The following is a 24,503-nucleotide window of genomic DNA, read 5'->3' on the forward strand; positions in this document are numbered from 1 at the left end:
TTTATTTTAATGATGCTCCTACTATATAAAAACATTCAATTAAGACCACTTAAACTGACGCATTTAATATTTATCTATTGAGTCTTTATACTAACTAAATCAACTTAAACAAGTGAATATCTTTTTTCTCTTCGAATGAAGGCATCATTTCCTCCTTCTAAAATACTACACACTTCACTCTTGATTTGTTCATTTTCTAATGCACCTGATATATATGTTATTTTAGGTTTATTGTCCAAATCATTATTGTCTTCAAATTTCGCAATAATTACTTGTTCACTATCAGTATTTACAACTAAGTTTGGATTATGTGTAGCTATAATAATTTGTCTTTTCTTTTTAATTTCTCTGAAGTCCTCCACTAAATCTTCAAAAACGGACTTATTATCTAAGTTATCTTCTGGTTGGTCAATTAGTAATGGTTTTGTACTATTATCTAATCGTAAAAATACTTTCATCAGCACTAAACCTTTTTGTCCTGGTGATAATTTCTCTAATGGTTTGCCTTTAAACTCAATAAAATAATTCACGTCAAAATAATCATCGAAAATCCAGTTATAAAAATCCTTAATTGTAAAACTACTTTTCATTAAATTATCTTTTGTACGTTTTTCTCCAAAAACATATTTAACAAAGGAATCGCTTTCAACAACATCTATAAAGCTTGTCAAAGAATCTAAATTATCATCAAGATCAATATTATCTATTTGCTCTACTTTTGAAAAAATAATATCTTGTAGTGCCTCTAATATTTTTTCTTGAGAATTTCCAACTCTATGGTTAATAATCGCGTTTTCTTTATCCAAAAATTTATTTTTATTGAATTCTATTTTTACTTTAAATGTTATATTATTATTTGACTCTAATTCAGATTTTAACCTCATATATTTTTCTTTTTGATTAATTTTAATCATAATTATTTCTTTATAATGATTTTTTCTTTGCTTTTTTAATTCCAAGATTTGCTCTTTTATTTTTTCAAAAGACGCCAATTGATTCATAAAACTATCTATTTCTGTCTTTAATCTTTCTTTTGTTTGAATCCAACTAACGGTATTTTGTTGTTCTTTTTCAAAATTTTCACTTTTCTCAGCTAATGGTGTTATCTGATTATTAATCTGAGTTATATACTCATTAATATTTTTATTGGATTCTGATAAATTATCAATTGTACGTTTTAACAACTCTAAATTTTCTACAACAATGTTCAATTTAAATTGATCACCATTATAGTTTAATTGTGACCCATTAACTTCAATAAGTTTTGAAGTAAGTCTATTACTAAAAGATTCTTTGAATACCTCAATCTCTTTATCAATCCAAGTAATTATTTCTTGAATTTTATTACTTGCGGTTGTATTTTTTTGAATCTCTGCTATTTGAAGCTGTTTTTGTGTAATTAACTGTTTGTATAGTTCGACATCCTCTGCAGAGAGGTTTGTTTTTATTTCTGGTTCATTTTTTTCATGCAGAGCTAATTCTATTTTTTTATTCTCTAAGGCTTTTGAAATTTCTACGAAGCTATCCGTTTTCTTTTCCAATTCAGCTATCTCATAATTTAACTTAGCAATAATCTCTACTTCTTGTTTAATTTTATTTGCAAAGTTATCTAATTCAGGAGATTTAGAATGGATAATTGATTTAATGAAATCCTGGAATTTATCTTTTTCGTCTACATAACCTTCCAATTCTTTCAATGATAAATATCTTACTTTAGCATTAACATTAGATTCATTTCTTACATATCCATCTAATAAATATGTATTAGTTTCTGAACCTCCTACATAATTCATCAAAACCTTAGAATTAAGTAATTCTTTTTTAGCTCGACTAATAAATGAATAATAAATAGACTTATCAGGTTCATATATCCCTTCTTCATTTGCAATTGCAAGTAAATCAAGAAGTGCTGTTTTTCCCGCACCTTTTTCACCAATAATAGAAATCAATCCCCTATTTAATGGAATTGGTTGCGTATCAAACCAATTATTAGTGCTCTCAATTTGGATAGAATCTAACACAACAGATTTTTGTTCATCATAATAAGGATTATTTGCTTGAATTTTAATACGCTCTTTAGGCTCGAATAAAATTTGTTTTAACCCTTCAAATGTTTTCTCTGCTTTAATCCATGTAAAGCACTTATAATTTTCTGGCTTTAAATCATTTAAATTATGAATATCCGCAGAATGGATTAAAACATTACCACCGAAATCATCTAAGATAGCTTCTTTTCTACTAACGTCTACTTCAGGTGATGCTGTAAATAATCCATCAGCTACCTCAAAAAGCATTTCTTTGTATGGCTTTACTTGCAAACCTTTATCTAAGTTATTCCATTCTTTATAACCAATTAGTATGAACGCTTTCCTTCTCCAAACTTCATTATCTATTAGCTTTAACACTTCATCTGTATCTGGAACAAATTGTGAAAACCCTTCTTGTAAAGACCCTCCTATATCAGTAAATGCTTGTTTACTTAATGACTTAGTTGGGTGGAACTTAGACACTTTAATTTGTTGAATAAATTCTTCTTTTATTCTTCTAATCTCATTTTTCCAATCAGCGTCATTTATATTAAATAAAATATGAAAATTTATTTTTTGAAGCTTAGTTTCTGTTGCACTTGAAAAGGTATCTATTCGAAATTCAAGAAGCGGAAATATTTTTTTGATGTTCTGTAATCTATTTTTCTCCATCTTATATTCCATTACTTTCTCAAAACCATCGATAAAATAATAATCATTTATTCCAATTACATCGACATCTCTTGGCAAACCTTCCAAATGAGTTATGAAGCTTTCCCAAACTTCTTCATTCTGGCCACCATATGAGTTATGTATAGAAAATGGTGTATGAATATGTAAATCCCAACGACTCCATTCAGAACCTTTATTTAACATAAACAACGCTCCTTTAGTATATTATTTATTTACATATACTATATTTACATAAATGTAAAAAATATCAAGTTTATTAGAGCGAATAAATAATTTAAGCTTACTAATACAACTATTTTTCATTAAATCGAGAAATCTATTTACTTATTTAAGCTAATTTCACCTATAAGGCATACTATAAATTAAATAATGGGAACAGGATTCTATTTTCCTGGGGGTGACCTGAGCACTCACTTCGAATTTTTTAAAACTTTCTTGTTGACAACAAACAAAATATTTTGTAAATTATAATCAAAAATTGAATATAGGCAATTTAACATATAAATTTTTGTTTAATAGTTTTTAACTGGTTTATTTAAAAGTACATGTTTTTATTTAGAATGCTTTTTTAGCAAGTAATGGGTGTAGTGCACCCATTTATAGGCTAATTGCGCACTCTAAGTATAAATGTATCTTTAAATAAGCCAGTTTTTTATTTTGTCCGCCCTCCTCCTGCCAATTAAACCACCTACATATTACGAAAGGAGGAACACCTTATGTAGTTACATTTGTAACCTTATCATTTTAATAAATACTTTGATTAGGAGGTCAATATAAATGGAGCTAAATGCATTAGAAATTCAATCCTCCACACAAGCGATTGTTTTAAATACACTCGCTGAATTACTGGAGGAAATTGTTAGCAACAATAAAAACGAACCAAAGGAGTGGATGTCCATTGAAGAGGCATGTAAATATTTAAATATTTCATACAACACGTTCAACAAGTTCCGCATCATGGGACTAAAAGTTGCTGAAGTTGATCGTGTAAAACGCGTAGCCAAAAGTGAAATTGATCGCTTCCTTCGTGAAAATTCATTTTAAACCATTTTCACTTTCGAAATAATTTTACAATCCCTTTTTACAACTTCTTATAACCTACTATGTTATTTATCCAAAAATTCTATATTGCAGGAGGAATATTGAAGATGAACAATCTCACTAATTCAGTAATTAAAGCGTATGTGAAAAAAGACGGTGAAATTTATTTTATGTTTAAAGTCTTCATCGGTATAAATCCATTAACAGGTAAACACCAATATACAACAAGACGAGGATATAAAACTTTCAATGACGCTGAAATGGCTTACAAACAAATTCTACTTGAAATTCAATTAAATAAGTAAGCTATCCTCGATTAGCATATCCACATTCATCAACTTCTAAAAAACCCGAAAAAATCCAACATCATTTCAAAACTTACGGTGGCAAATTACGCTATTTTTTAGACAACTCGAACCCGTAATTTTATAATATAAGTGTTACTAAAATTTGAGTAACGCTGGTTATATTCCCTTTGTAATTTGTCCCCGTAATTATAGGAGGAATACTAACTATGCCAAAGAAATCAAACTCTGCGATTAAAGCTTATAAGAAAAAAGATGGTAAAACATATTATATGTTCAAAGTATATCTCGGCTCAGATTCTATGACTGGCAAACCACAATATACAACGCGTCGAGGTTTTAGATCCGTAAAAGAAGCAGAAATTGCGCTGGCACGTATCCAACTTGAAATTGCGAACGGGAAGTATCAAAAGCGAACTTACGAAACTTATCGAGAACTGTATGAAGCATGGTTTAAATCATATAAAAGTACAGTAGAAGAAAGTACGCTAAATAAAACAACTAAATACTTCGAGCATCATATTCTCCCTGCAATTGGCGACTATCGTATTGAACAGCTAAATGTGGATATTTGCCAGAGATTTGTTAATAAACTTCATGAGAAGTTAGTAAAAGCGCGCACTGTTAAAGCATACGCTTCAAAGGTATTAGATTACGCTGTCATTAGAAACCTTATTAACACTAATCCATTTAAATTAGTCGAAATGCCGAAGAAACGCGCACCTAAAAAAAGCGTTAATCGCGTTGAGCGGAACTTTTATACGAAAGAAGAATTAAACAAACTCCTTTCTTTAATGAAAGAAGAAACTAATCGAAAGGCATACGTTGCAATTCATGTTTTAGCTTTCACTGGGATGCGTAAAGGTGAATTATTAGCGCTCACTTGGGAGGATATTGATTTCGAGAAAAAGGAAATGACAATCAATAAAGCGATTGCGCGCGGATTAGAAAATACTATGTATGAGAAATCAACGAAGACTGGTGTTAGTCGAACTATCAGCTTAGACAATGAAACAATTAATCTTCTACAAGAATGGCAAATTGACCTTAAAAACTCTTTAGGTAGACGATTTAAAAAGAAAAAGCAGTTAGTTTTACCGAACGAGGACAATAGCTATTTGCAACCGACTAAAACACGGAAATGGCTCAATTATGTCATCGAGAAGTATAAACTTCCGCCACTTACAACGCATGGATTACGCCACACACATACGTCAATGCTAATAGAGGCGGGCGCTAACATGAAACAGGTCCAAATGCGCCTTGGTCATTCCGACATCAAAACTACTATGGATATATACACGCATTTAACTGCGCATGCCGAAAAAGAAACAGTCAATTTGTTCGCAGACTTCTTAAAATCGTGACCATAAATTGACCATAAAATTGACCATATAAAGTTGAAATTCAATGAAATTAGATGAAAGTAAATGGATCTCTAAAAAAGCAAAAAACCCTTGAATATCAAGGGTTTTGAGATTCATTGAAATCAGGTGAAATTCAATGAAATCCATATTATGGAGACGGCGGGAGTCGAACCCGCGTCCAAAAACTCCATTAAATACAAAGAGAATAAATCAACGTTTTTTATAGTACTGAATTCCCCCACGCTCCTCAATCTCAACCATTCCCTGATCAACCAAATAATCAAACTGCCCTAACGTCTCACTCAGTGTCAGGCCTAATTGTTGCTGATAGATCCGTTCAAATAATTGGGTCGTCATTTCAAAGTTTGTTTGCGGCTTATCAAGCAGTCCGTATACTTTGAAAGCGCGCTGTCTTTGTTTTTCCAAACGCTCATCGATGAGGGGTTCGATTTGTGTCAATTCCCCGCCGTGTCCTGAGTACACTTTTGAAATCCCTAAGTTTTTCAGGCGTTTTAGTGATTCATTGTACTGCAGAAGTGATTTAGGACGTTCCATCGATAAATCAATTGGTGGCTCGACTAATGGATTGGAAGATGTGCGTTCCAGTAGTAAATCTCCGCCGATACATTCTCTCGTCTGCTCATCAACGAAAATTAAATGGCTTTGTGCATGGCCGGGTGTTTCGTATACTTTCATACCTGGGTGGCCTGGCACTTCATCCCCTTCTTTTAAATAACCTGTTAGCGGAATCGTACCGAACAGCTCGATTTCCCCTTTTACGTGTAAAATACGGTTCACATATTTTTCAGGTACACCTTGCTCTTTTAATAGCTTTTTAAAAAACTGCTCATGATACTGTAGAAATGATGGTTCCTTTTTCATCCAGTAATCGACATATTCATGACCTAACACTTCCGCGCCAGGAAATGCATCAATCCATCCTGCATGGTCCGGGTGATGATGAGTTAATACGACCTGTTCCACATCTTTCAAATCATAACCTGCACTGCGTAGACCCCATTTGATCGCCTCATATGCTTCTTCTGTTTTTGGTCCTGCATCGAATAAAGTGAGGGCATCTCCTTTTACTAGAAAAGCATTTACATCCCCTACTGCATATGGTGTTGGTATAACAATTTTATGTACTTCCATGTTTTAATCCCCTTTGGCTTGCTCGTTCTGAATGACTATTCATTTATTTTAACTCTTTTTTTCTTATTCGTCACGTTAAAGGTTGACAGTTTTTCAATACACCACTATAATTTTTGATAATTCGAAATTTACAGGCAATGAGAAAGCTAAGTACATTATTTTAAGGTTTTAGAGAGTGCCGTCTTTGCTGAAATCGGCATAACCCGCTGAAATAATCGAACCTCCTTTTGAGCCGTTATGACAACATAACCGTACCCTTTGCGATAAAAAGGCTGAAGCTGCACACATTATGTGTGAATAAAGGTGGTACCGCGGAAATCAATGCATTTTCGTCCTTACTGATTGTAGGGATGAAGATGCTTTTTTTATGTTCATAAAAAAATCTTAACGTTTACAGGAATCGCATTTAAAAATCGGAGGGATACAATATGCAAAAGATTATATTTATCGGTGCTGGTTCCATGGCAGAAGCGCTCATTCATGGATGGATCAAAAAGAGTGTCGTTAACCCAAAGGCTCTGTTCATATCCAATCGATCCAATAAAGAACGCTTACAGGAGCTTGTTGAAGCCTATAATGTCAACCTAATGGAGGATATTTCGCAGCTGCACGATGCTGATCTCGTTATTTTAGCGATGAAGCCAAAAGATGCCCGCGCTGCAATGGAGGTAATTGCACCACATTTAGGTGCTGATACCGCGATTTTATCCGTACTGGCTGGCGTAAGCATTGAGACGATCGAACAATATCTCGGCAGCCGACCAATTGCTCGTGTCATGCCAAACACTTCCGCAACTATTGGAATGTCTGCTTCAGGTATAGCATTCAATAAACACGTCACAACTGTTCAGCATGCACTTTATATTCAAATGCTTGAAGCGGTCGGCATTGTCATTGAAGTTGAGGAAGAAAAGCTTCATGCCGTTACAGCGCTTTCCGGAAGTGGTCCTGCCTATTTATACTATTTGGTTGAAGCATTTGAACAGGCTGGGGCTGAATATGGTTTGTCAAAGGAAATTGTACGGGAACTAATGGTTCAGACGATTGCGGGATCAGCGGAAATGCTGAAATCCGGTAATGTCGAACCGCAAATACTGCGCAAAAAAGTAACGAGTCCAGGTGGAACGACAGAGGCTGGGATTAAAGCACTGGAATCGATGTCCTTTAACGAGACAATTGCAAACTGTGTCAGAAGCGCAGAAAACCGGTCTAGAGAATTGGCGCGCGGGGAGTAAAAAACTTAATTCGAACGTTTGATAAATCACATGCTAAACAAAATCGTATCGGACATGGCAATTAATATAATAGCAAATGAAAATAGTTTGTATGCAAAAGAGCTTGAGGTATTTTTGCACCCAAGCTCTTCTTTATGAACATTTTTAAAAGAATATATTATCGTTGGGCTGCTTGTACTTTACGTAAGTTTGGCACTGTTCCGCCATCTACACGTAAATCGATACCTGTAATGTAAGAAGCTGCATCGCTCAATAAGAATTCAACAGCCGTTGCAATTTCACGTGCTTCCCCTTCCCTTTTTAATGGTGTAATCGCAAGTAATTGTGCCATTTGCTCAGACTGCTTTGCCTCTTGGCGACCCATTGATGTATTGATCGTCCCTGGAGAAAGTGAATTAATACGTGCGCCTTTTTCACCCCAATGCCAAGCCTGATCTTCAGCAATTACTTGTACAGCTAATTTAGAAAACGTATATGCTGCGCCAGAATTCCCTTGAGAGAATTGCTCTAGCGTTTCGACAGTATTTTCACCAAATGGATTGCGGATTACTTCCATATGAGGTCCTTGTGGGGGTACCATATAGCCACTCATAGATGAAATAATAACTGCAGATGTACCTTCAGTTGCTAGCGGATAAAATGCATTTAATACATTAATTGTTCCTGTTAGGTTAACATCTAAAATTTTCTTTGCATCACCCATAGTGGGAGAAATCCCTGCTGTATGTACTAAACCTTTTAATGTACCTAGTTGTTTCGTTTTTGCTGCTAAAGCATCTACATTTTCTTTAGAAGTAATATCAACTGTTTGATAATGAACGTCCGTAATCCCTTTTGAAGCTAACTCCTGTTTTGTTGCTTCTAAACGCTCCTCAGAAATATCTGCAAGTAATACTGTACCGTATTTCCCTACGAGTTCAGCAGTCGCTTTACCCATTCCACCAGAACCACCTGTAATTACATAAACTTGATTTGTCATTTGACATACCTCCTATACTTTTATATTTTAATTGTAACCGCATTCATTTAATATAATTCAGACATTTCAAGTGAAAATGTCCGAGGAGTGTCACATTTGAAATCATTAAAAAACACGTTTCAGGAAGCTTATTTGCAACTCCTTCATCAACATCTCCCTACCCAGGTTTCAGTAAAACAAATTGTTCTAGTTGCTAATACATCACGCTCTTCCTTTTACACCCATTTCGACAATCGAGAGCAGCTCCATTTGTATGTAAAACAGCAGATTCACAGGGAATTTTTCATGCATTATGAAATAAAAAATCCTCATGAATTCAGTAGTACAACTACTCTCAACCTGTGTCAACACATTATTAAATACCGCTCTTATTATCAACATGCATTACAAGATACACTCGATTTTCATCATCTTTCCATTGAACTGAGCAACTATTTAATGCACGTTTATAACGATTTAGATTATGCCATTTTTGCAAGTTTCGGCACAATTGGCTTCTTAAAAAATTGGGTAGAAAATGACTTCCTCATTAGTCCAAGTGAAGCTGCCGAAAAATTAATGAAAATCGGTTTCACAAATTGGGCTTCAAAAGTAAATATTTAATAGATTGATTCACCAGTTTAAGCTAAATATTAAAAACACTCAGTTTAAATAATGACTGAGTGTTTAGAAATATGATTAATAATTTAATTGTTTTCATCCCTTATGGGAACCGTAATCTTTTACAACATTCCATTCTTAATTCGCTTCACAATACTGAATGTCGTATACAAAGAAATCGGACCTAATACTGCGGCAATAATCAGCCACGTATTTAAGCTATCTGTTGCCTTAAGCATATCTAGGTTGGTACGTATGTAGACGACTACTCCAAATAATAAAATATAACTCATTACATTTGGAAAAATAACTAGCAATCGTAATACTTTCGGTGAAATTGTCGGTTGCTGCATCATTCATCCCCCTTTTCTCCATTATAGCGAATTATTTCTGTAAATGACCAGATTTTTCTCAAATAAGTAAAGAGGCGTATAGTAAATACTCTAGCATTTACTATACGCCTCAATATAAATTTGCTTATTCAATTTCCATCAGTTCATTTTTCCGCCACTCATACTGGCTGAAATCATTCGCTAGATAGCTGTTTTCGAAGATCGCTTTAGCTTCTTCTAAAAACGGGATTAAATCATGCTTCAGGAAACGGGCGCTAATATGATTCAACAGCAGATGTTTTGCTTGTGCCTTTTTTGCAATTTTAGCTGCTTCTGTATTCGTCGCATGTCCGTACTGGGCGGCAAGTTCGATTGTCGAATGGTCAAACGTCGCTTCATGTACCATAACATCCGCATTCTGTGCTAACCGGATACTGTTTTCGCAATACTTTGTATCCCCTAAAATCGCCACGGTAAATCCTTGCTGCGGGGGTGACGTCACATCACTGCTTTCAACAATCGTTCCATCCTCTAATTGTACGGAATGACCTGCTTTTAATTTGCCTAATAACGGACCTTTTGGCACCCCGTATGCTAACGCTTTTTTAATCAGTAGCTCGCCTTGCATCGGCTTTTGTTCAATCCGATAGCCGAAGCATGGGACGACATGCTGAAGCGGCAGTGCATGGACGGTAAATTTCTCATCTTCAAATATGATTCCCTCTGTTACTTCAACAAATTCGACTGGATAGGTTAAATGAGTTTTCGATAATTGTAATGTTTGTTCAATCCATTGTTTTAAACCAGCTGGCCCGTAAATTGTTAACAGACCCTCCCCACCTAAAAAGGACCGGGAACTTAAAAAACCGGGTAGTCCAAATATATGGTCACCGTGTAAATGCGTAATAAAAATTTTATCGATTTTCCGCGGTTTTATTGATGTATGCAAAATTTGGTGCTGTGTCGCTTCCCCACAATCAAACAACCAAATTGATCCTCGTTCTTCCAAAAGTTTGAATGCAATGGAACTCGTATTGCGTTCTTTTGACGGCATTCCAGCACCGGTACCCAAAAACTGTATTTGCATGTCTTTTCCTCCTAACACGAGTATAGTTTGCCTCATGTAGAAGCTTTTACTATCGTTGTTTTTATTATAGGTTGCAAATAAATTAATGCAAAGTATAAATTGGCACGGTAATAGATAGAGCTTGCGGAAAAATAGACGGAAGAATTCCGCTTATTTTCGAAATTGCTCAAAAAACACCCGAAATAAGGGGAGAATTTCCGCTTATTACCCTAAAAAGCAATAAAAAAGTGGGGATACACACTACATAAGGGAAATTTTTACCCTTATTTTCATGAAAAAACCAATAATTTTTCAAATAAGGGGAATTCCTCCGGTTATTTATTTATAACCCCCTCTTCCTTCCATGGTCATATGAAGCACCTCGTAACTAAAATTCAACATCTTGAGGTATTTTCAAAAAAAATACATCTTCCTTTCCCAACCAACTGTAGTATACTTCTATTTTGAGAGTAGTGCCTAGGTTACCTGCAAATTGATCTTTAGTGAAAGTTTGGACATAATAATCTTGTTTATCAATTGATCCTTGTTTATGCCAACCTCTATCTGAAAGCGGGAAAAATATTTCCTCATCTATACAGCTAATACCCTTACATATATACCAATCAAAATCATTTTCAGTAGCGATTTTCATAAGCCCGCTCTCAGAATCCTCTTCCTCTAAAATACGAATAACCTCTTTTGCAGTGAGTGAATCAATCGGTGGAGATGGATAATGCCAATAATTACTGAAAAAAATCCAGATTATAATTAATAAACCAATAGCTAAAATAAATGCTTTTCTGTCCTCAATTATTTTTATTTTCTTTTGCAATAGTTCATCCCCCATTCAATATCACGCCAGTATTTTACAATTTTTTAATAACTGTCTGCAGCTACCTCTAGTCATAAGACATGAAGCTCTATAGATTATTATATTTTTTAATTATATGGAATTAAAATACAAATATTGTGAACCTTAAATTATTTTTGACTAGTCTTGTGTTAAACCTATACATAAAATTAGACCCTTCCTGAAATTCAATTCAGAAAGGGTCCTCTTTATTTCCTAAAACGTTTGATCATACCAAGCTTTTGCCTTTTGCACTTCACTCATCGTAAGCTGGTGGCCATTTGATTCCCACGTCAATGTTACATGAGCACCTGCATTTTTTAAGTAACGCTCTAAATCGGTTGCTTCCTGCTGCGGGCAAATTGGGTCATTGATGCCTGCTGCGATAAAGACTGGTGTGCCGTCCTGTTTGGCAACAGTCGTTTCACGGTTTGGCACCATTGGATGATGCAGAATGGCACCTTTTAATGCATTTTCATATTCAAACAACAAGTTTGCTGCGATATTGGCACCGTTCGAATAACCGATTGCAATAATATTGTTGCGATCAAACTCGTAATCTGCAGCTTTTTTGTCGAGAAATTCATAGAGTTCCTTTGTACGGAATGCTAAATCTTCCATATCAAAAACACCTTCTGCTAAACGGCGGAAAAATCGTGGCATCCCCTGTTCCAGCACATTGCCCCGTACACTTAATACAGATGCTTCCGGATCAATGATTTCTGCCAGTGCAAGTAGGCTGTTTTCATCTCCACCTGTACCATGCAGCAGTAACAATACAGGCTTATCAATTTTTCCTTTATTAAAAATATAGTTCATAGTCCATTCTCCTTTCTTATATAGTAGAAACTATTCATACTCTTTTTCAATTGTTTTAGTTGAGCGTACTGTATCAATCGGACGAACAACGCTTTCAATATATTCACGTTTGCTTTCTAAAAACGGTGGTAATGATAGCGATTCCCCAACTGTTTCATACGGCTCATCTCCCATAAATCCTGGTCCGTCAGTAGCCCACTCGAATAAAATGCCAGGTGCTACACGCGCATAAAGCGATTCAAAGAAGAAACGGTCAACATAGCCTGATGTACCGAAACCAAAGCCTTCCAAACGTTTTGTCCATTCATGCAGTACTTCCGTATTTTCTAATCGGAATGCAGCATGGTGAACCGTACCAAAGCCTTGACGTCCCGGTGCTAGCTCTGTATTGTGCTCGACGATGACAGATGCCCCATTGCCACCTTCACCAACTTCAAATAAGTGCAATGAACCATCCTTCTGAACTTCACGCATCACCATTACTTTTTCGAGTACCTCTTTGAAATAATCAAATTGTGAAACCCGGATATGAATCGGTCCTAAGCCTGTTATTGCAAACTCCAATGGAATCGGTCCTTTTTGCCATGGCGTACCTGATGCGATGCCTTCATTTTTTTCATCCGAAATAAGCATGTACTGTTGATCATCGAAATCAACAAATGATAATACTTGTTTGCCAAATAGAGTACTAATACCTTCATGCTTTACGTTTAATCGATCAAAACGTTTAACCCAATAATCCAGTGCTGCATCATTTGGGACACGGAACGCTGTTTTGTAAATTTCATCTGTACCATGTGTGCCTTTTGGGATTCCCGGGAAATCAAAAAATGTCATATCTGTTCCGGCAGAGCCTTTATCATCCGCGAAAAACAGGTGGTATGTTTGAATATCATCCTGATTTACCGTTTTCTTCACAAGACGCATACCTAATGTATACGTAAAGAATTCGTAATTTTTTTCTGCACTGCTTGTAATGGCTGTTACATGGTGTATTCCTTTAATGTGGTTCATGTGTAATTCCTCCGTTTTCTCGAAATCGAGATATCATTTTTTATAATGTATTTGCATGATGTCCGACACGTTTTAAGCAATCGATCAACGTATCTAATTCTTCCTCTGACAGAACATCAAAAATGGAAGCAATCTTTTTCTCGTGTGACGGGAATATCGATTCAATCATTTCTGTACCTTCGTCTGTCAGCGATACAAATGTTACACGACGGTCAGTTGGACATGCGACACGCTTGATAAAGTTTTTCTTTTCAAGTTTATCGACAACATAAGTAATGCTGCTGCTTGCGATTAGTACTTTCTTTCCGATGACTTGGATAGGTTGATCGCCTTTATGATAAAGCAGTTCCATTACAGCAAACTCCGTTAAATTTAAATCACTTTGCTGAATATCCTTCTTCGTTGCTTCATGTACAGCTGTCGTTGCTCGGTGTAATACAGTAAATGCTTTTAGTTGTTTATCAAATTCACTCATAAAGTTTCACTCCTTCTTTATCACGAATTCATTTATCTTTAATTCGAGATAAATATAACATTGATTCCTTACACTGTCAAACGATTGATTTTATTTCACGATCCACTATTACTTAAATAAACCGGATAATAATCTTATCCAGCCAAAAATAGAAGTCCATAATATGATGCTTAAAATTAAGCCGTTCAATAGGCCAATGAAAAATCTGTTCTCCATATTTACCACTCCTTAAAAAGAAGGATTGGCAAATTGTAAATGAATTAATCGCTGTTTCATCTGATGGAAATTTTACTTCGAATAGAATTATATATTGTATAATGAGTAGCCCGCATAGGAACATACGCGCTATAATGGTCTTGTATAATTTTTCCTGACTTGAGCTAAAGCTTGAGTCTTTTTTAATGCACTTATTTCTCTATCAGATTCTCATTTGAAACGAAAGGATGGATATACATGCTGTTCCCATATCGCAATGATCCTAGAAAAACTTTAATCCCTTACCTAAATACACTGGATGAGGAACTTTGGCTTAAAAAATCAGATATCTATCCAAATAACGTAGCTTGGGTTATAGCTCATATTTCAAGTAGCGAAGACTATTGGGTGAATGAAATCGGGCTGAAAAAGAGTTGTATTTTACATCTTGATGATGAAAGCTCCCCTAAAGAAATATTAGATAGCTATATACAAATTAGAAATTACACTGATAACATTTTACATACTTTAGAACAATCGCAACTCCATAAACTAGTGGAAGTTCCTAAGTTTTCTGATGGATGGATACCACCTTCTGTTCCTACTTTAAGCTGGTTGTTTCATCATGTTTACACGCATGAGGCGTACCATGTTGGGCAAATTCCAGTTATCGCTCACATTAATGGTTTTCAAAAGCCGTTATTTTAATTACGTTACAAGGGGAATTTCTCCCCTAGTTATTGCGTAGTTTGTTCGATATGTTTAGTATCTAAATTTTATCTATTAGCTACACACAAAATTTGTCCCTGTTCTTTTGCCCTACCTTTTCCCCTATAAAAGAATAATATAAGAGGGGAAGGAGGAATTTTCATGGACTACTCAGGATATGGCAATTGCTATGGAGGATACAACAGTTATAGCAATAACAATAGTTCAACTTTCGTTCTAATCGTTGTACTTTTCATTCTTCTAGTTATTGTCGGTGCTACTTTCATGCAAACAAGTAGTAACAAAAAGTAGTAAGTGTTAGATATGACAGTCAATAAAAATTAGCTTGTCATCTTTTTAATATTATTTTGGAATTAGGATCACTTCCCCGCCCCCCGAGTGATCCTTTTATAATCCTAACTTCACATACATATTTAGTTCACACCTTACTTACTGCACAATTTAGTTCTTTTACCTACTAATTCTTTATCAAAAGTTCTATATTCTCTCTAGTTACGTTACCTAGCTCTTTTTATTTTCAAATCATATTCTATTAATGTAATGCTAGCCTTACAAAAACAGACAAGAAAAGGGGTGTTACAAATGGGTTGTAATTGTAATGATTGTAGACGTGAATCAAGTTCTGGGAATAATAAAGGTCGTTGTAATGGTTGTATCTGTGACCTATTAAGAGAATTAAGAAAAGGTACAGAAGTTGACGTTTTCTTATCAGGAGGTCAAATATTAGAAGATGTCGTTTTTAAAAGATTTGACCATAATAATTGCTGTGCATTCTTTATTGATACAACAACAGAACGTGGTTCAACTCTTATCGTAGACTGTCAAAAAATTGATGCTATACGAATTGAAGTAGACTAAGTTTCAGTAGGCCACTTTCTTAAAGAAAGTGGCCTTTCTTCTGAATTCGATTTACTCGACACTTTGGTTCAATTATTTAATAATCCAGTTCACCTATTGTGAGGCAATTCTCACCATCAAGGTACCAGCGTATTGTATTCCGTTCGGTTAACTGATACCTTATAAAAAACAAGGCAGTGTTATCAGTCATTTGACTTTTAACACTGCCTTGTTCGTAAGAAGCAAGCAAAAAGTAATCCTACTCCTGCAGTTACTCACATATTAAAACCTGACGCTCGAACTTCCCTTTTTTCAATACAGCTCGGTCTTTAATCGTTAAATTGGCGTGATGAATTTTATCATCCATCGTTTCGATAGTTACGATGACAACGCGTTTTGCGATTCTACGTGCGTTCGTAATAATGCTCTGCTGCAATTCACTCGATATATGTGTAAATAAATTGTACGGCATATCAATAATTGCGACGTCATAACCTTCATCCGCTTCTTCAATTGGCCCGATTTCAACATTCGGTTCATATCCGAAGTGGCGTAAATTAATACGTGAACCCCATACGACACGCTTATTCATATCCCGTCCTTCGATATTAATGCCCATACTCATTGCCTCAACTAAGACAGTACCAATTCCGCAGCATGGATCAATAATTTTCAACCCATCCGGATATGGAGCTGAAATATTCACAATGGCCCGCGCATCACGCGTACTAAGCGCAGTGGAGTACATTTCGGGCTTTTGCATATGCTTCAGCCATACAGACTCTCCAGCAACAAGTTCCCCTAAGTAAAAGGTTCCATCATGAATGCCTAACCCCAGTACAATATCAGGCTCTTCTAAATCCGGCTCTGCTTCTATCGCATAGCTAAGCTGTAGCATATACTCATTTCTAATCGTACGGTTTAAAGTGGGTTCAATCGCATCTCTACTATTATTTAAACAATGAATTTTAAAAGTCCGTTCTCCTAACTGCAGCTGCTTAGCAGTTTCTACAAGTTGTTCAAACGTATTTCCTTCAAATAGTATATCAAGTCTTAATCGCATATAAGGACTTCGACTTGGTTCTACTTTTCTCTGGCTCATTAAAACATTACCTTCCACATGAAAATTAAAAAATGTGCGCATTTCCAGTCGTGAAAGTTCATATTCATCTTTTTGCCAGGCAAAGCTATATAAGTACTTCTTCATCGATTATTTTCCAACAGTTTCATTTAATTGCGCAACAAATTGATAAAGTAATTCACACACTTCTTCGATCGATAATTGTTCATTAAATCCTTCTATACAATCGACAGCAATATTGAGTTCCCAAAGCCCTTCTTGACCAGAAAAGGCTGCACTGCTGCTGCCTAGAGCTGATTTAACATTTTGCTTTAAATAAACCCGGATTGCTTCGCTATGCTTCTTTTGTAATTTTAATCCGAACAAAGCCGTATATAAGTTAAATGCATCATCAAATTCAAGTGCTACTGCATCGATTCGGATGTCATTAAACTGTGCACACTCAACATAAATAAATTCGCCTTGATTTTCCTTCAAATACTGAATAGGCGTCGATGCAAATGCACTACTTTCTGCAGTAATTGTATCTTCTGTTTCTTTACTGCATCGTTCTAATACTTCTAAATTTAATTTCATCATGTTTTAAATCCTTTCAAATATAATTCGCTCGTAAATTTCACCTTGTTTAGTATACATGACAATCGAATAATGCGCATTAGAAAGTATTTAGTCGAAATTTGACGTACTTTGGCGCATCAGCTTTATGATTGATGTAAATTTTCTTTACGGCTCACTTTCAGTAACGAGCTATTTGATTTAATTAATGAAATGATGATAACGAGACAGAACGTAAACAAAATCCCGCCTGTAAACATAAATCCGGGTGTTCCTACTAAATTCAATGCACCTAGTACCGATGATCCAGCAACTACGCCAATAGAGAAAAACGCATAAAAATAACCATATGCTTTTCCGCGAATTTCCTGCGTCGTAGCCTCAATTAGGAGCGCATTTATGGACGGGAATAAAAATGCAAACCCGACTCCGTATAGAGCAAGAATGCCATATAGCAATGTCATTTCGGATGCTAGTCCAATACCGATTTGGGCGATCCCCATTAATAGAACACCGATTAATAATGTGTATTGAGCATTAAGATAATCAAATATTTTGTTCGTCGGCAATATAAAGATCAGGACAGCGACGATACCGAATACACTTAGTAATGTTCCCGCTACTCTGGAGCCGTATCCTAAATCCTGAACATAAATCGGCAACAAGTAAGCGAGTACCCCTTGAGAAAACATGAGGAAGAAGGCCCCACCATATGCCTTTAACAAATTACTGTTCCATTCCAGCGTTTCGGAAGTCTTTTTCTTTTCACGTTTAGGCAACTGTGTTTTACGTAAAAAGAGTAGTAGACCAATCAATAGTACAAGACCATATAATGCAACGAGGCTAAATACATTTGCCACTGAAATTTTACTGGCTAAAATACCACTCGAAGCCGGTCCAACAATAGCCGCGATCCCAACAAATGAGCCCGTAAATGCACTCCCACTGCCTTGTTCATTTGCTGCCCGCATATTAGCAAGCAGTGTAAATGCGGCCGGTGTTATAAATCCGCTGCTGAAACCATGAACACAACGTACAATTAATAGTACCGTCGTATTATCGACAAGCTGGTAGCATAACAGCGATAGGACAGAAACTAGTAACCCAAAGACTAATATGCGAAACGCTCCAATTTTGTCCGTATAGATGCCTGAAAAAATATTCCCGAAAGTATTCATAAACGAGTACAATCCAACGACAATCCCTGCAACAAACGTTGAGGCACCGACAGATAGAGCATACGTACTCATTATCGGTAGCTGGACAAATAGGTCAAAGAATGAGAAGAAAATAATTGCATAGACAAGCCACTGCTTTGGAAATGGCTTTATATGTAATAACGGCTGCATTTTTTTTAGTTTAGAATCGAATACAAAATTGCCAAAAGGTATAAATGCAACAAAAACGGCTAAAAAGGACCAACCGATATTCCACTGAATGCGTAATTGAACAATAGCAATTGCTATTAAATAAAGTATAAATATGCCACCATGAATACTGCCATTTATCGTCACGAACTGCGGTAAATCAGCAAAGTATTTTAATGGCATGGAAATAAATAATAACGTAATGAGCGATAAACCATCAAGTAAGCCCATTATTCGTAAAAAACGTATCGGATGTATTCCCATTATGTCCTCCTGAAGAATGAAATCCCTACTATTATAGCATGGGTATTTCGATGTTACCTAACTAGATGAAAATTATTCTCATATAAATGTCAAATTTTAGACTTTTATAGGATATACAAAGTTCCCATTATTTAAAATAAAATGTAGTTGGACAGGGGGTGATCATTATTAAATGTCTACTTCGTATCCGTTGTTCTCCGTTACGGCGGACGCTTTCCTGGGGCACGGCTCGAGCCCGTAGTCTCTCCCGCGTGCTTGTCCCCTGGGAGTCGCCGCCTTCACTACGAACAACTTTCTCCCCTCATTATCAAGTAAAGGGAACCAGTTAGCATGAACACCCGCTCCTCCACTTACACTCACTTCTTATGTAAATAAATTTTAGTGTAGAAAAATTGAACAATCACGAGTTGATATCAAGAAATTCGAGATTGTTCGTCTATATGTTTTCTTTAATGTGTTACTTCTTTTTTATATATTTTGATTCTTGCTATTCATCAACTTAACGAATTCATCTATATACACCTTTTCTGCATTTGAAGCTCTATCCAATGAATTTATCGCGCGATGTCATAATGGATAAATAGGTTCAAGTGCTGTTAAGTCATTAATTTGCGAAATATCTTCGTCCGTTAATTTTAGGCTATATGATGCAATGTTTTCATGCAACTGTTCTTTCGTTCTTGCCGACAAGACAATTGAATCTACATTTGGTCGATCTCGTAACCATGCTAGAACAACTTGCGGTACTGTCACCTTATGTTTAGAAGCCACATCTTGCAATACATCGATTACATTATAAAATAAATCCGGATTTTTAATATATGTTTCCGGCCAACCATTCTCTTGCCTTGTATCTAGTTCCGCTTTATTATTTCTTGTATATTTACCCGTGAGCAACCCTTCACCTAGTGGAGATCTAATACTATTGGCAATGCCTAATTCTTTACCGGCCGGCAAAATTTCGTACTCTGCCTCACGTGATTCGGGTGTGTAATAAATTTGCTGTGCAATTGGCGGTATCATATTATTTTCTACTGCCCACGTATGTGTCTTCGCTAGCGCCCAGCCACTGTAATTGGATACCCCCCAATGACGTATTTTCCCTTTCTTAATAAGGTCATTCATCATTTCGACAGTTTCGCTTACCGGTACTTGACCATCCCAGGAATGTACATAATACAAATCAAGATAGTCCGTACCAAGTCTTTTTAAGAGTATATCAATAGATGAATCAACGTTAAGTATAGCGCCTGTATCCGTTGGTTTATCTATCAGCTGAAATCCAGTTTTACTACTGATAATCATATCTTGGCGTTTATTTCTTATCGCATTGCCAAAAATAACCTCTGCATCACCCTTCGTATACATATTCGCTGTATCAAAATGGTTGATGCCATGCTCTAGTGCGTAATCCACCATATAGTTTGCCGTTGCCTGATCCATTGCCCCTGCTTCTTCAAGACCATTTGTACTGAACATTACCGTACCCAAAGCATAATTAGAAACATTCAAATCTGATTTGCCAAATAAATTATAATCCATGATCATCCCTCCTATGCATGGGTTTTTCCACGTTCCCCATTAAATAAAACATTATTCTAGTTACAAAATAGCCCCGGTAAAGGTCGACCACCAACCAGTACACCTTAAAAGCTAGCATCCATTGTAGTGAAGGGGCGCAACAAAAAAAGATTAACTAGTATAAAAGTTTGGGTAAGAACTTATAAGTGAGTTGTTGCACAGGGGAGGAATGGAATATTATATTTCCTCTTTGCTGTCAAATACAATCGATGGAAGGAATGTTTCAGATGAGTAAAAAGAAAGAAATTAAAAAATTAAAGGACCATGCATTTGCAGATCTTTACTTAGTTGAAAAAGAATTTCAGCAAGTTGTAAAAAATACATCGAATAATTCAGGTACTTATAAATGGGTGGAGTTATTAAGCGATTACGAATTAAAAGAATTCTACGGTAGGCGCAGAGATCGGAAATATGCAACACTTACAGTTGAGCTATATTCCTTAATTGAACAACTGTTAAAAGACATCTATAAAGTTATTTTTAAAGGTAAATATAAAAATACTTCCGATATTAATATCATTCTTGATTTAGAGGAGAAAATGGGGGATTACTTAACGTTTAAAAATAATACTAAATTATTGGCGAACTTAAGAAGCTGTATCGTGCATGAAGAGTTCTCTTTAAAGTCTGCAAGAAAGAAAATAAATATTAAAAGGAAAAATAAACTATTATTCAAACAATTGCTTAAAGATGTTGAACAATATATAGAAAATATAAAAATAAAATAATGTCCTGCCTCAATCTCTGAGAGAAACGTTCATGTAGAACCGAACCGTTCCCCACAGAGAGGTTGGTTTATTTGCAAAATTTGCAGTGAATTAATAACCTTTTATTAATCTTTATTGTCATGAAATTGGGGGGGAATTATGTTTAATATTGATAATCACTGCATCCATTTAAAGTTGAATATGACGAAGCAAATCGAGTTATAACAATTAATTTAGGCTACAGGGATTTGTCTATAATAATTTAGTGAGCCATTCAAGTCTAATCACGAAACCTAACTTTTGAAACTAAAATTGGCTGGCATGAGCACGGTGAAATACCGAATCCATACCAACCAATTAACTCATAATAAAAACTCTAACTTTAAGGGGTCACTACTATTGCAATTTCTCTTTTAAAATGAACTGAAACTAATTATGTCCCGGCCCCAAATAAAGTTATTTAATATTTTATTTCTAGTGAATAAAGACCGTTAAATGAATTATTAATTCATATCCCTATTTCTAGAGTCATCATTAAATAAGTGAGAGCGTAGAGTATTGCGCCTATATTAGCCATATAAAAAACAAGATTTTCAAAACCCGTTCGCTTTCTTCCCAATTTAATCTTTCTAAGTCGCCAAATTATTACATAACCACATAACAATAACAAGAGAGAACCTATACCATTAATCTTTTCGAGCATTTCCATAAAAGTTATAAACTCCCTTTTAGGCTAACTATACCCGTAATTAACTTATGATGCACGAATTTGTCCACATGTCATAGCGAAAACAAAAAGTACTACTGGATTTATCATAATTCCCATTGTGCCTAGAACAGTTGCAGCACCGAAATAATCTCCTTGATCAATATAACTTATTAACTGGCTCACTGCATTTTGACTAATATCTAATGCTTCAGCCAAACATCTTGTAAATTCATTACTAGCCATTTGGACTCCACCAAATGGAATAAAGGCATAAGCAAGTAATGCATTCTTTTCAGCGTCCGTGTAATTGGAATTATTCAATTCTGTCAAATTAACATCATAAAAACCTGTTGATTCATTTTTTATAAGGATTTCAGTAAAAATGTACTCTAATTCATTGGCCATTCTCTTTATTCCATCATCCGGAACCATTTTAATCTCCTTCGCATTACCTAATCCGACAAATGTAAAAGAGAAAAAGAGGACAGCAACTAGAAATGATAAAGATACTTTTTTCTGCATAAATATATGCTCCCCTCTATTTTGAATATATATATACATATACTTAAATTTCCTATTTATTACAAAATATAATATAAATGGTAAATATTAATCTAATCTATTATTATCTTTATTTATAGATTGTTAAGTGACGAATAAGTGAACTGAAGTGGACAATAAAAATGCAAGTGACTAATATATGGTGTTAAGAGACGAATATCAATGATGAAGTGGCGAATAAGCTGGAGTGAGTGGCGAATATGTGAACTGAAGTGACTAATATCGCGAAAGAAGTGGCGATTAAAGTCCCAGTGCTCAAAAGTGGCGAAAAGGATGTGTCAGTTTGGTTTTTCTTTACTTCTACTATAAAAAAATAGTAGCACAAACCATGGTCTTGGTTTGTACTACTAATGTTAGTATGTTTCATGTTCCCACCCTAAAAATTCACTTCATATGATCATCCAAAAAGTCCTTGCTAAAGCTTGTTTTCGAGGCGTAGCTTTTGGATTTCACCCGGACACCGCGCTTGATCGTCCCTTTTCCAAATTTCGTTTCAATTAAATCGACTAACTGGACAATCGGCTCGTCTTTAATATGCTGCTCGAAATTGAAAAGATTGAGCTGTTGCGTTAATTCTGATTGATCCACCACATTCGAAACAGTAACGCCCAATAACCGGACAGGTGTTTCATCCCAGTAATCCGTGAACAACTTCCAGGCGATTTCAAAAATTTCATCTGCATTTTGAACGGCATTACGAACCGATTTACTGCGTGATGAATTTTGCCAATCATAATTGCGAATTTGAATCGTCACGGTTGTTCCAGCTAAGTACTTAACTTTTAACCGTTCCGCAACACTCTTACTTAATTTCTCAAACGTTTCCTTTAAAATGTAATATTCGCTTTCATCCCTCGGTAACGTTGTCGAGTTGCCGACACTTTTCGTATCGAATATTGAGTTTGGATCGACCGCTCGATTATCTATACCATTCGCCCGCTTAATCAGGCGGACCCCGTTTTTGCCTAGCTCCTTGTATAAAGTCCGTTCATTCGCAATCGCTAAATCGCCAATTGTGAAAATTTGAAGGGAATTTAATTTTTTCGCTGTCTTCTCCCCGACTCCATGCATCGACACAACAGGCAACGGCCAGAGCTGCTCTTTTAATTCCCTGATTCTTAAAACCGTTATGCCCATTGGCTTTTTCATATTCGATGCCGTTTTGGCTAAAAACTTATTCGGGGCAATGCCGATCGAACAAGGTAAATCGAGCTCATGTAATATACGCTGCTGAATTTCTTCTGCTATTTGTAATGGGTGCCGAGTTTTTGCAAGATCCGTTACATCCAAATAGCCTTCATCAATTGATACTGGCTCTACTATTTCAGTATAGCTTCGTAATATAGAAAAAATCGCTGCACTAGCTGCCCGGTACTTCGGAAAGTCCGGTGGTAATAATAGCAGCTCAGGACATAACCGTTTTGCTTCTGCTACATTCATCGTCGTATAAATACCTTTTGCCCGCGCTTCATAGGAACTCGTCACAATAATACCGCGACGTTCCTTTACATTTCCCGCCACTGCAATTGGTTTCCCTTTTAAACTTGGATTGTGCGCCTGTTCGACAGAGGCATAAAAGCTATTCATATCTAAATGGAAAATAATGTTGGCTGCCATTTTTCCACCTCCAATCCGTTAGTTTTATTTTTCAATTAAAGTCAATAGCAATGTTGTTAGTTCCTCATCGCCTTTAATCCTCAAGTACTTGTTTTTGTTCCCATGATTATATTGTAGCATTGATCCTGTCACATTTATATTTATCGTTAATCATCTACTCATCCCCTATAGATTGCCACTTTTCTAGTATAAAGCGCTATTTTTAAATGCTATATATATCTTGTATATTTTGTAAAATAACATGATTTTATATAAAAAACTACAAAAAATAAAAAAACGGTTTCGATAAACTTCTCGAAAATCCGTTTTCTGACTATCCCCACTTGATTAGATTCCAATCAAATG

Annotated in this window: 23 protein-coding genes, 1 pseudogene and 1 other annotated feature; of the genes and pseudogenes, 9 read left to right on the top strand and 15 right to left on the bottom strand. The window is 35.6% G+C overall.

The window, feature by feature from the left end:
- Nucleotides 1–104 precede the first annotated feature (104 nt).
- Nucleotides 105–2,903, bottom strand: a complete 2,799-nt coding sequence (locus H9632_RS16120) for a TrlF family AAA-like ATPase (protein ID WP_191705098.1) — start codon at nucleotides 2,901–2,903, stop codon at nucleotides 105–107.
- Between the two features lie 594 nt (nucleotides 2,904–3,497).
- Between H9632_RS16120 and H9632_RS16125 the strand changes: the two genes are divergently transcribed.
- From H9632_RS16125 to H9632_RS16135, 3 genes are all read left to right on the top strand, one after another.
- Entirely contained in the window at nucleotides 3,498–3,764 is a 267-nt protein-coding gene (locus H9632_RS16125) for a helix-turn-helix domain-containing protein (RefSeq protein ID WP_191705099.1), read from the top strand.
- Nucleotides 3,765–3,868: 104 nt separating this feature from the next.
- Nucleotides 3,869–4,066, top strand: coding sequence for an Arm DNA-binding domain-containing protein (locus tag H9632_RS16130; protein WP_191705100.1), 198 nt, complete (start codon nucleotides 3,869–3,871; stop codon nucleotides 4,064–4,066).
- A gap of 209 nt (nucleotides 4,067–4,275) precedes the next feature.
- Nucleotides 4,276–5,433: a site-specific integrase gene (locus H9632_RS16135; RefSeq protein ID WP_191705101.1), complete on the top strand. Its 1,158-nt coding sequence runs from the start codon at nucleotides 4,276–4,278 to the stop codon at nucleotides 5,431–5,433.
- 210 nt (nucleotides 5,434–5,643) lie between these two features.
- Here H9632_RS16135 and H9632_RS16140 read toward each other — a convergent pair whose 3' ends face one another.
- Nucleotides 5,644–6,585: an MBL fold metallo-hydrolase gene (locus H9632_RS16140; protein WP_191705102.1), complete on the bottom strand. Its 942-nt coding sequence runs from the start codon at nucleotides 6,583–6,585 to the stop codon at nucleotides 5,644–5,646.
- Nucleotides 6,586–6,713: 128 nt separating this feature from the next.
- Nucleotides 6,714–6,925 (top strand) — a binding site (T-box leader).
- A gap of 88 nt (nucleotides 6,926–7,013) precedes the next feature.
- Here H9632_RS16140 and proC point away from each other — a divergent pair.
- The gene (gene proC / locus H9632_RS16145) at nucleotides 7,014–7,820 is read left to right on the top strand and encodes a pyrroline-5-carboxylate reductase (RefSeq protein ID WP_191705103.1); all 807 of its coding nucleotides are present in this window, start codon (nucleotides 7,014–7,016) and stop codon (nucleotides 7,818–7,820) included.
- Between the two features lie 157 nt (nucleotides 7,821–7,977).
- Here the strand turns inward: proC and H9632_RS16150 are convergent, their stop codons facing one another.
- Nucleotides 7,978–8,799, bottom strand: a complete 822-nt coding sequence (locus H9632_RS16150; RefSeq protein WP_191705104.1) for an SDR family oxidoreductase — start codon at nucleotides 8,797–8,799, stop codon at nucleotides 7,978–7,980.
- Between the two features lie 96 nt (nucleotides 8,800–8,895).
- Here H9632_RS16150 and H9632_RS16155 point away from each other — a divergent pair, with 96 nt between their 5' ends.
- Entirely contained in the window at nucleotides 8,896–9,402 is a 507-nt protein-coding gene (locus H9632_RS16155; RefSeq protein ID WP_191705105.1) for a TetR/AcrR family transcriptional regulator, read from the top strand.
- 119 nt (nucleotides 9,403–9,521) lie between these two features.
- Here the strand turns inward: H9632_RS16155 and H9632_RS16160 are convergent, their stop codons facing one another.
- From H9632_RS16160 to H9632_RS16185, 6 genes are all read right to left on the bottom strand, one after another.
- Nucleotides 9,522–9,752, bottom strand: coding sequence for an acyl-phosphate glycerol 3-phosphate acyltransferase (locus H9632_RS16160; RefSeq protein ID WP_191705106.1), 231 nt, complete (start codon nucleotides 9,750–9,752; stop codon nucleotides 9,522–9,524).
- 124 nt (nucleotides 9,753–9,876) lie between these two features.
- Entirely contained in the window at nucleotides 9,877–10,818 is a 942-nt protein-coding gene (gene rnz / locus H9632_RS16165) for a ribonuclease Z (RefSeq protein WP_191705107.1), read from the bottom strand.
- 367 nt (nucleotides 10,819–11,185) lie between these two features.
- Nucleotides 11,186–11,629: a hypothetical protein gene (locus H9632_RS16170; protein ID WP_191705108.1), complete on the bottom strand. Its 444-nt coding sequence runs from the start codon at nucleotides 11,627–11,629 to the stop codon at nucleotides 11,186–11,188.
- Between the two features lie 234 nt (nucleotides 11,630–11,863).
- Nucleotides 11,864–12,466, bottom strand: a complete 603-nt coding sequence (locus H9632_RS16175) for an alpha/beta hydrolase (protein WP_191705109.1) — start codon at nucleotides 12,464–12,466, stop codon at nucleotides 11,864–11,866.
- A gap of 30 nt (nucleotides 12,467–12,496) precedes the next feature.
- Entirely contained in the window at nucleotides 12,497–13,480 is a 984-nt protein-coding gene (locus H9632_RS16180) for a ring-cleaving dioxygenase (protein ID WP_191705110.1), read from the bottom strand.
- A gap of 40 nt (nucleotides 13,481–13,520) precedes the next feature.
- Nucleotides 13,521–13,955 (bottom strand): MarR family winged helix-turn-helix transcriptional regulator, encoded by a 435-nt coding sequence (locus H9632_RS16185; RefSeq protein ID WP_191705111.1) that lies wholly within the window; start codon nucleotides 13,953–13,955, stop codon nucleotides 13,521–13,523.
- Nucleotides 13,956–14,408: 453 nt separating this feature from the next.
- Between H9632_RS16185 and H9632_RS16190 the strand changes: the two genes are divergently transcribed.
- The 3 genes from H9632_RS16190 (at nucleotide 14,409) to H9632_RS16200 (ending at nucleotide 15,737) form a co-directional block, all read left to right on the top strand.
- A complete protein-coding gene (locus H9632_RS16190; RefSeq protein ID WP_191705112.1) occupies nucleotides 14,409–14,858 on the top strand; it encodes a DinB family protein in 450 nt (149 codons plus the stop codon).
- Nucleotides 14,859–15,020: 162 nt separating this feature from the next.
- A complete protein-coding gene (locus H9632_RS16195; protein WP_191705113.1) occupies nucleotides 15,021–15,170 on the top strand; it encodes a YjcZ family sporulation protein in 150 nt (49 codons plus the stop codon).
- Between the two features lie 291 nt (nucleotides 15,171–15,461).
- Nucleotides 15,462–15,737, top strand: coding sequence for a hydrolase (locus tag H9632_RS16200; protein WP_191705114.1), 276 nt, complete (start codon nucleotides 15,462–15,464; stop codon nucleotides 15,735–15,737).
- Nucleotides 15,738–15,987: 250 nt separating this feature from the next.
- Here H9632_RS16200 and H9632_RS16205 read toward each other — a convergent pair whose 3' ends face one another.
- The 4 genes and pseudogenes from H9632_RS16205 to H9632_RS16220 all read right to left on the bottom strand — a co-directional run bounded on the left by H9632_RS16205 (nucleotide 15,988) and on the right by H9632_RS16220 (nucleotide 20,525).
- Nucleotides 15,988–16,923, bottom strand: coding sequence for a TRM11 family SAM-dependent methyltransferase (locus H9632_RS16205; RefSeq protein WP_191705115.1), 936 nt, complete (start codon nucleotides 16,921–16,923; stop codon nucleotides 15,988–15,990).
- Between the two features lie 3 nt (nucleotides 16,924–16,926).
- Nucleotides 16,927–17,376, bottom strand: a complete 450-nt coding sequence (locus tag H9632_RS16210) for a protoporphyrinogen oxidase (protein ID WP_191705116.1) — start codon at nucleotides 17,374–17,376, stop codon at nucleotides 16,927–16,929.
- Nucleotides 17,377–17,498: 122 nt separating this feature from the next.
- Nucleotides 17,499–18,983: an MFS transporter gene (locus tag H9632_RS16215; protein WP_191705117.1), complete on the bottom strand. Its 1,485-nt coding sequence runs from the start codon at nucleotides 18,981–18,983 to the stop codon at nucleotides 17,499–17,501.
- 468 nt (nucleotides 18,984–19,451) lie between these two features.
- Nucleotides 19,452–20,525 (bottom strand): annotated as a pseudogene (locus H9632_RS16220) (aldo/keto reductase).
- A gap of 266 nt (nucleotides 20,526–20,791) precedes the next feature.
- Between H9632_RS16220 and H9632_RS16225 the strand changes: the two are divergent.
- Nucleotides 20,792–21,292, top strand: a complete 501-nt coding sequence (locus H9632_RS16225) for a nucleoside-diphosphate sugar epimerase (RefSeq protein WP_191705118.1) — start codon at nucleotides 20,792–20,794, stop codon at nucleotides 21,290–21,292.
- Nucleotides 21,293–22,025: 733 nt separating this feature from the next.
- Here the strand turns inward: H9632_RS16225 and H9632_RS16230 are convergent.
- Together H9632_RS16230 and H9632_RS16235 are read right to left on the bottom strand one after the other, a co-directional pair.
- Nucleotides 22,026–22,502 carry a hypothetical protein gene (locus tag H9632_RS16230; protein WP_191705119.1) on the bottom strand — a complete coding sequence of 159 codons (477 nt, stop codon included), beginning with the start codon at nucleotides 22,500–22,502 and terminating at the stop codon, nucleotides 22,026–22,028.
- 423 nt (nucleotides 22,503–22,925) lie between these two features.
- Complete coding sequence (locus H9632_RS16235; protein WP_191705120.1) at nucleotides 22,926–24,158, bottom strand: DNA polymerase IV; 1,233 nt, start codon at nucleotides 24,156–24,158, stop codon at nucleotides 22,926–22,928.
- Nucleotides 24,159–24,503 lie beyond the last annotated feature (345 nt).

The sequence above is a fragment of the Solibacillus merdavium genome (assembly GCF_014836935.1).
Lineage (GTDB): Bacteria > Bacillota > Bacilli > Bacillales_A > Planococcaceae > Solibacillus > Solibacillus ferritrahens.

Bases quoted from the DNA above. Each gene is read 5' to 3' on its own strand.
- H9632_RS16190 (WP_191705112.1), top strand. From the start codon at position 14,409: ATGCTGTTCCCATATCGCAATGATCCTAGAAAAACTTTAATCCCTTAC.
- rnz (WP_191705107.1), bottom strand. From the start codon at position 10,818: ATGCAAATACAGTTTTTGGGTACCGGTGCTGGAATGCCGTCAAAAGAA.
- H9632_RS16225 (WP_191705118.1), top strand. From the start codon at position 20,792: ATGAGTAAAAAGAAAGAAATTAAAAAATTAAAGGACCATGCATTTGCA.
- proC (WP_191705103.1), top strand. From the start codon at position 7,014: ATGCAAAAGATTATATTTATCGGTGCTGGTTCCATGGCAGAAGCGCTC.
- H9632_RS16235 (WP_191705120.1), bottom strand. From the start codon at position 24,158: ATGGCAGCCAACATTATTTTCCATTTAGATATGAATAGCTTTTATGCC.
- H9632_RS16230 (WP_191705119.1), bottom strand. From the start codon at position 22,502: ATGCAGAAAAAAGTATCTTTATCATTTCTAGTTGCTGTCCTCTTTTTC.
- H9632_RS16185 (WP_191705111.1), bottom strand. From the start codon at position 13,955: ATGAGTGAATTTGATAAACAACTAAAAGCATTTACTGTATTACACCGA.
- H9632_RS16205 (WP_191705115.1), bottom strand. From the start codon at position 16,923: ATGAAGAAGTACTTATATAGCTTTGCCTGGCAAAAAGATGAATATGAA.
- H9632_RS16195 (WP_191705113.1), top strand. From the start codon at position 15,021: ATGGACTACTCAGGATATGGCAATTGCTATGGAGGATACAACAGTTAT.
- H9632_RS16200 (WP_191705114.1), top strand. From the start codon at position 15,462: ATGGGTTGTAATTGTAATGATTGTAGACGTGAATCAAGTTCTGGGAAT.
- H9632_RS16150 (WP_191705104.1), bottom strand. From the start codon at position 8,799: ATGACAAATCAAGTTTATGTAATTACAGGTGGTTCTGGTGGAATGGGT.
- H9632_RS16160 (WP_191705106.1), bottom strand. From the start codon at position 9,752: ATGCAGCAACCGACAATTTCACCGAAAGTATTACGATTGCTAGTTATT.
- H9632_RS16140 (WP_191705102.1), bottom strand. From the start codon at position 6,585: ATGGAAGTACATAAAATTGTTATACCAACACCATATGCAGTAGGGGAT.
- H9632_RS16135 (WP_191705101.1), top strand. From the start codon at position 4,276: ATGCCAAAGAAATCAAACTCTGCGATTAAAGCTTATAAGAAAAAAGAT.
- H9632_RS16125 (WP_191705099.1), top strand. From the start codon at position 3,498: ATGGAGCTAAATGCATTAGAAATTCAATCCTCCACACAAGCGATTGTT.
- H9632_RS16175 (WP_191705109.1), bottom strand. From the start codon at position 12,466: ATGAACTATATTTTTAATAAAGGAAAAATTGATAAGCCTGTATTGTTA.
- H9632_RS16180 (WP_191705110.1), bottom strand. From the start codon at position 13,480: ATGAACCACATTAAAGGAATACACCATGTAACAGCCATTACAAGCAGT.
- H9632_RS16210 (WP_191705116.1), bottom strand. From the start codon at position 17,376: ATGATGAAATTAAATTTAGAAGTATTAGAACGATGCAGTAAAGAAACA.
- H9632_RS16130 (WP_191705100.1), top strand. From the start codon at position 3,869: ATGAACAATCTCACTAATTCAGTAATTAAAGCGTATGTGAAAAAAGAC.
- H9632_RS16215 (WP_191705117.1), bottom strand. From the start codon at position 18,983: ATGGGAATACATCCGATACGTTTTTTACGAATAATGGGCTTACTTGAT.
- H9632_RS16120 (WP_191705098.1), bottom strand. From the start codon at position 2,903: ATGTTAAATAAAGGTTCTGAATGGAGTCGTTGGGATTTACATATTCAT.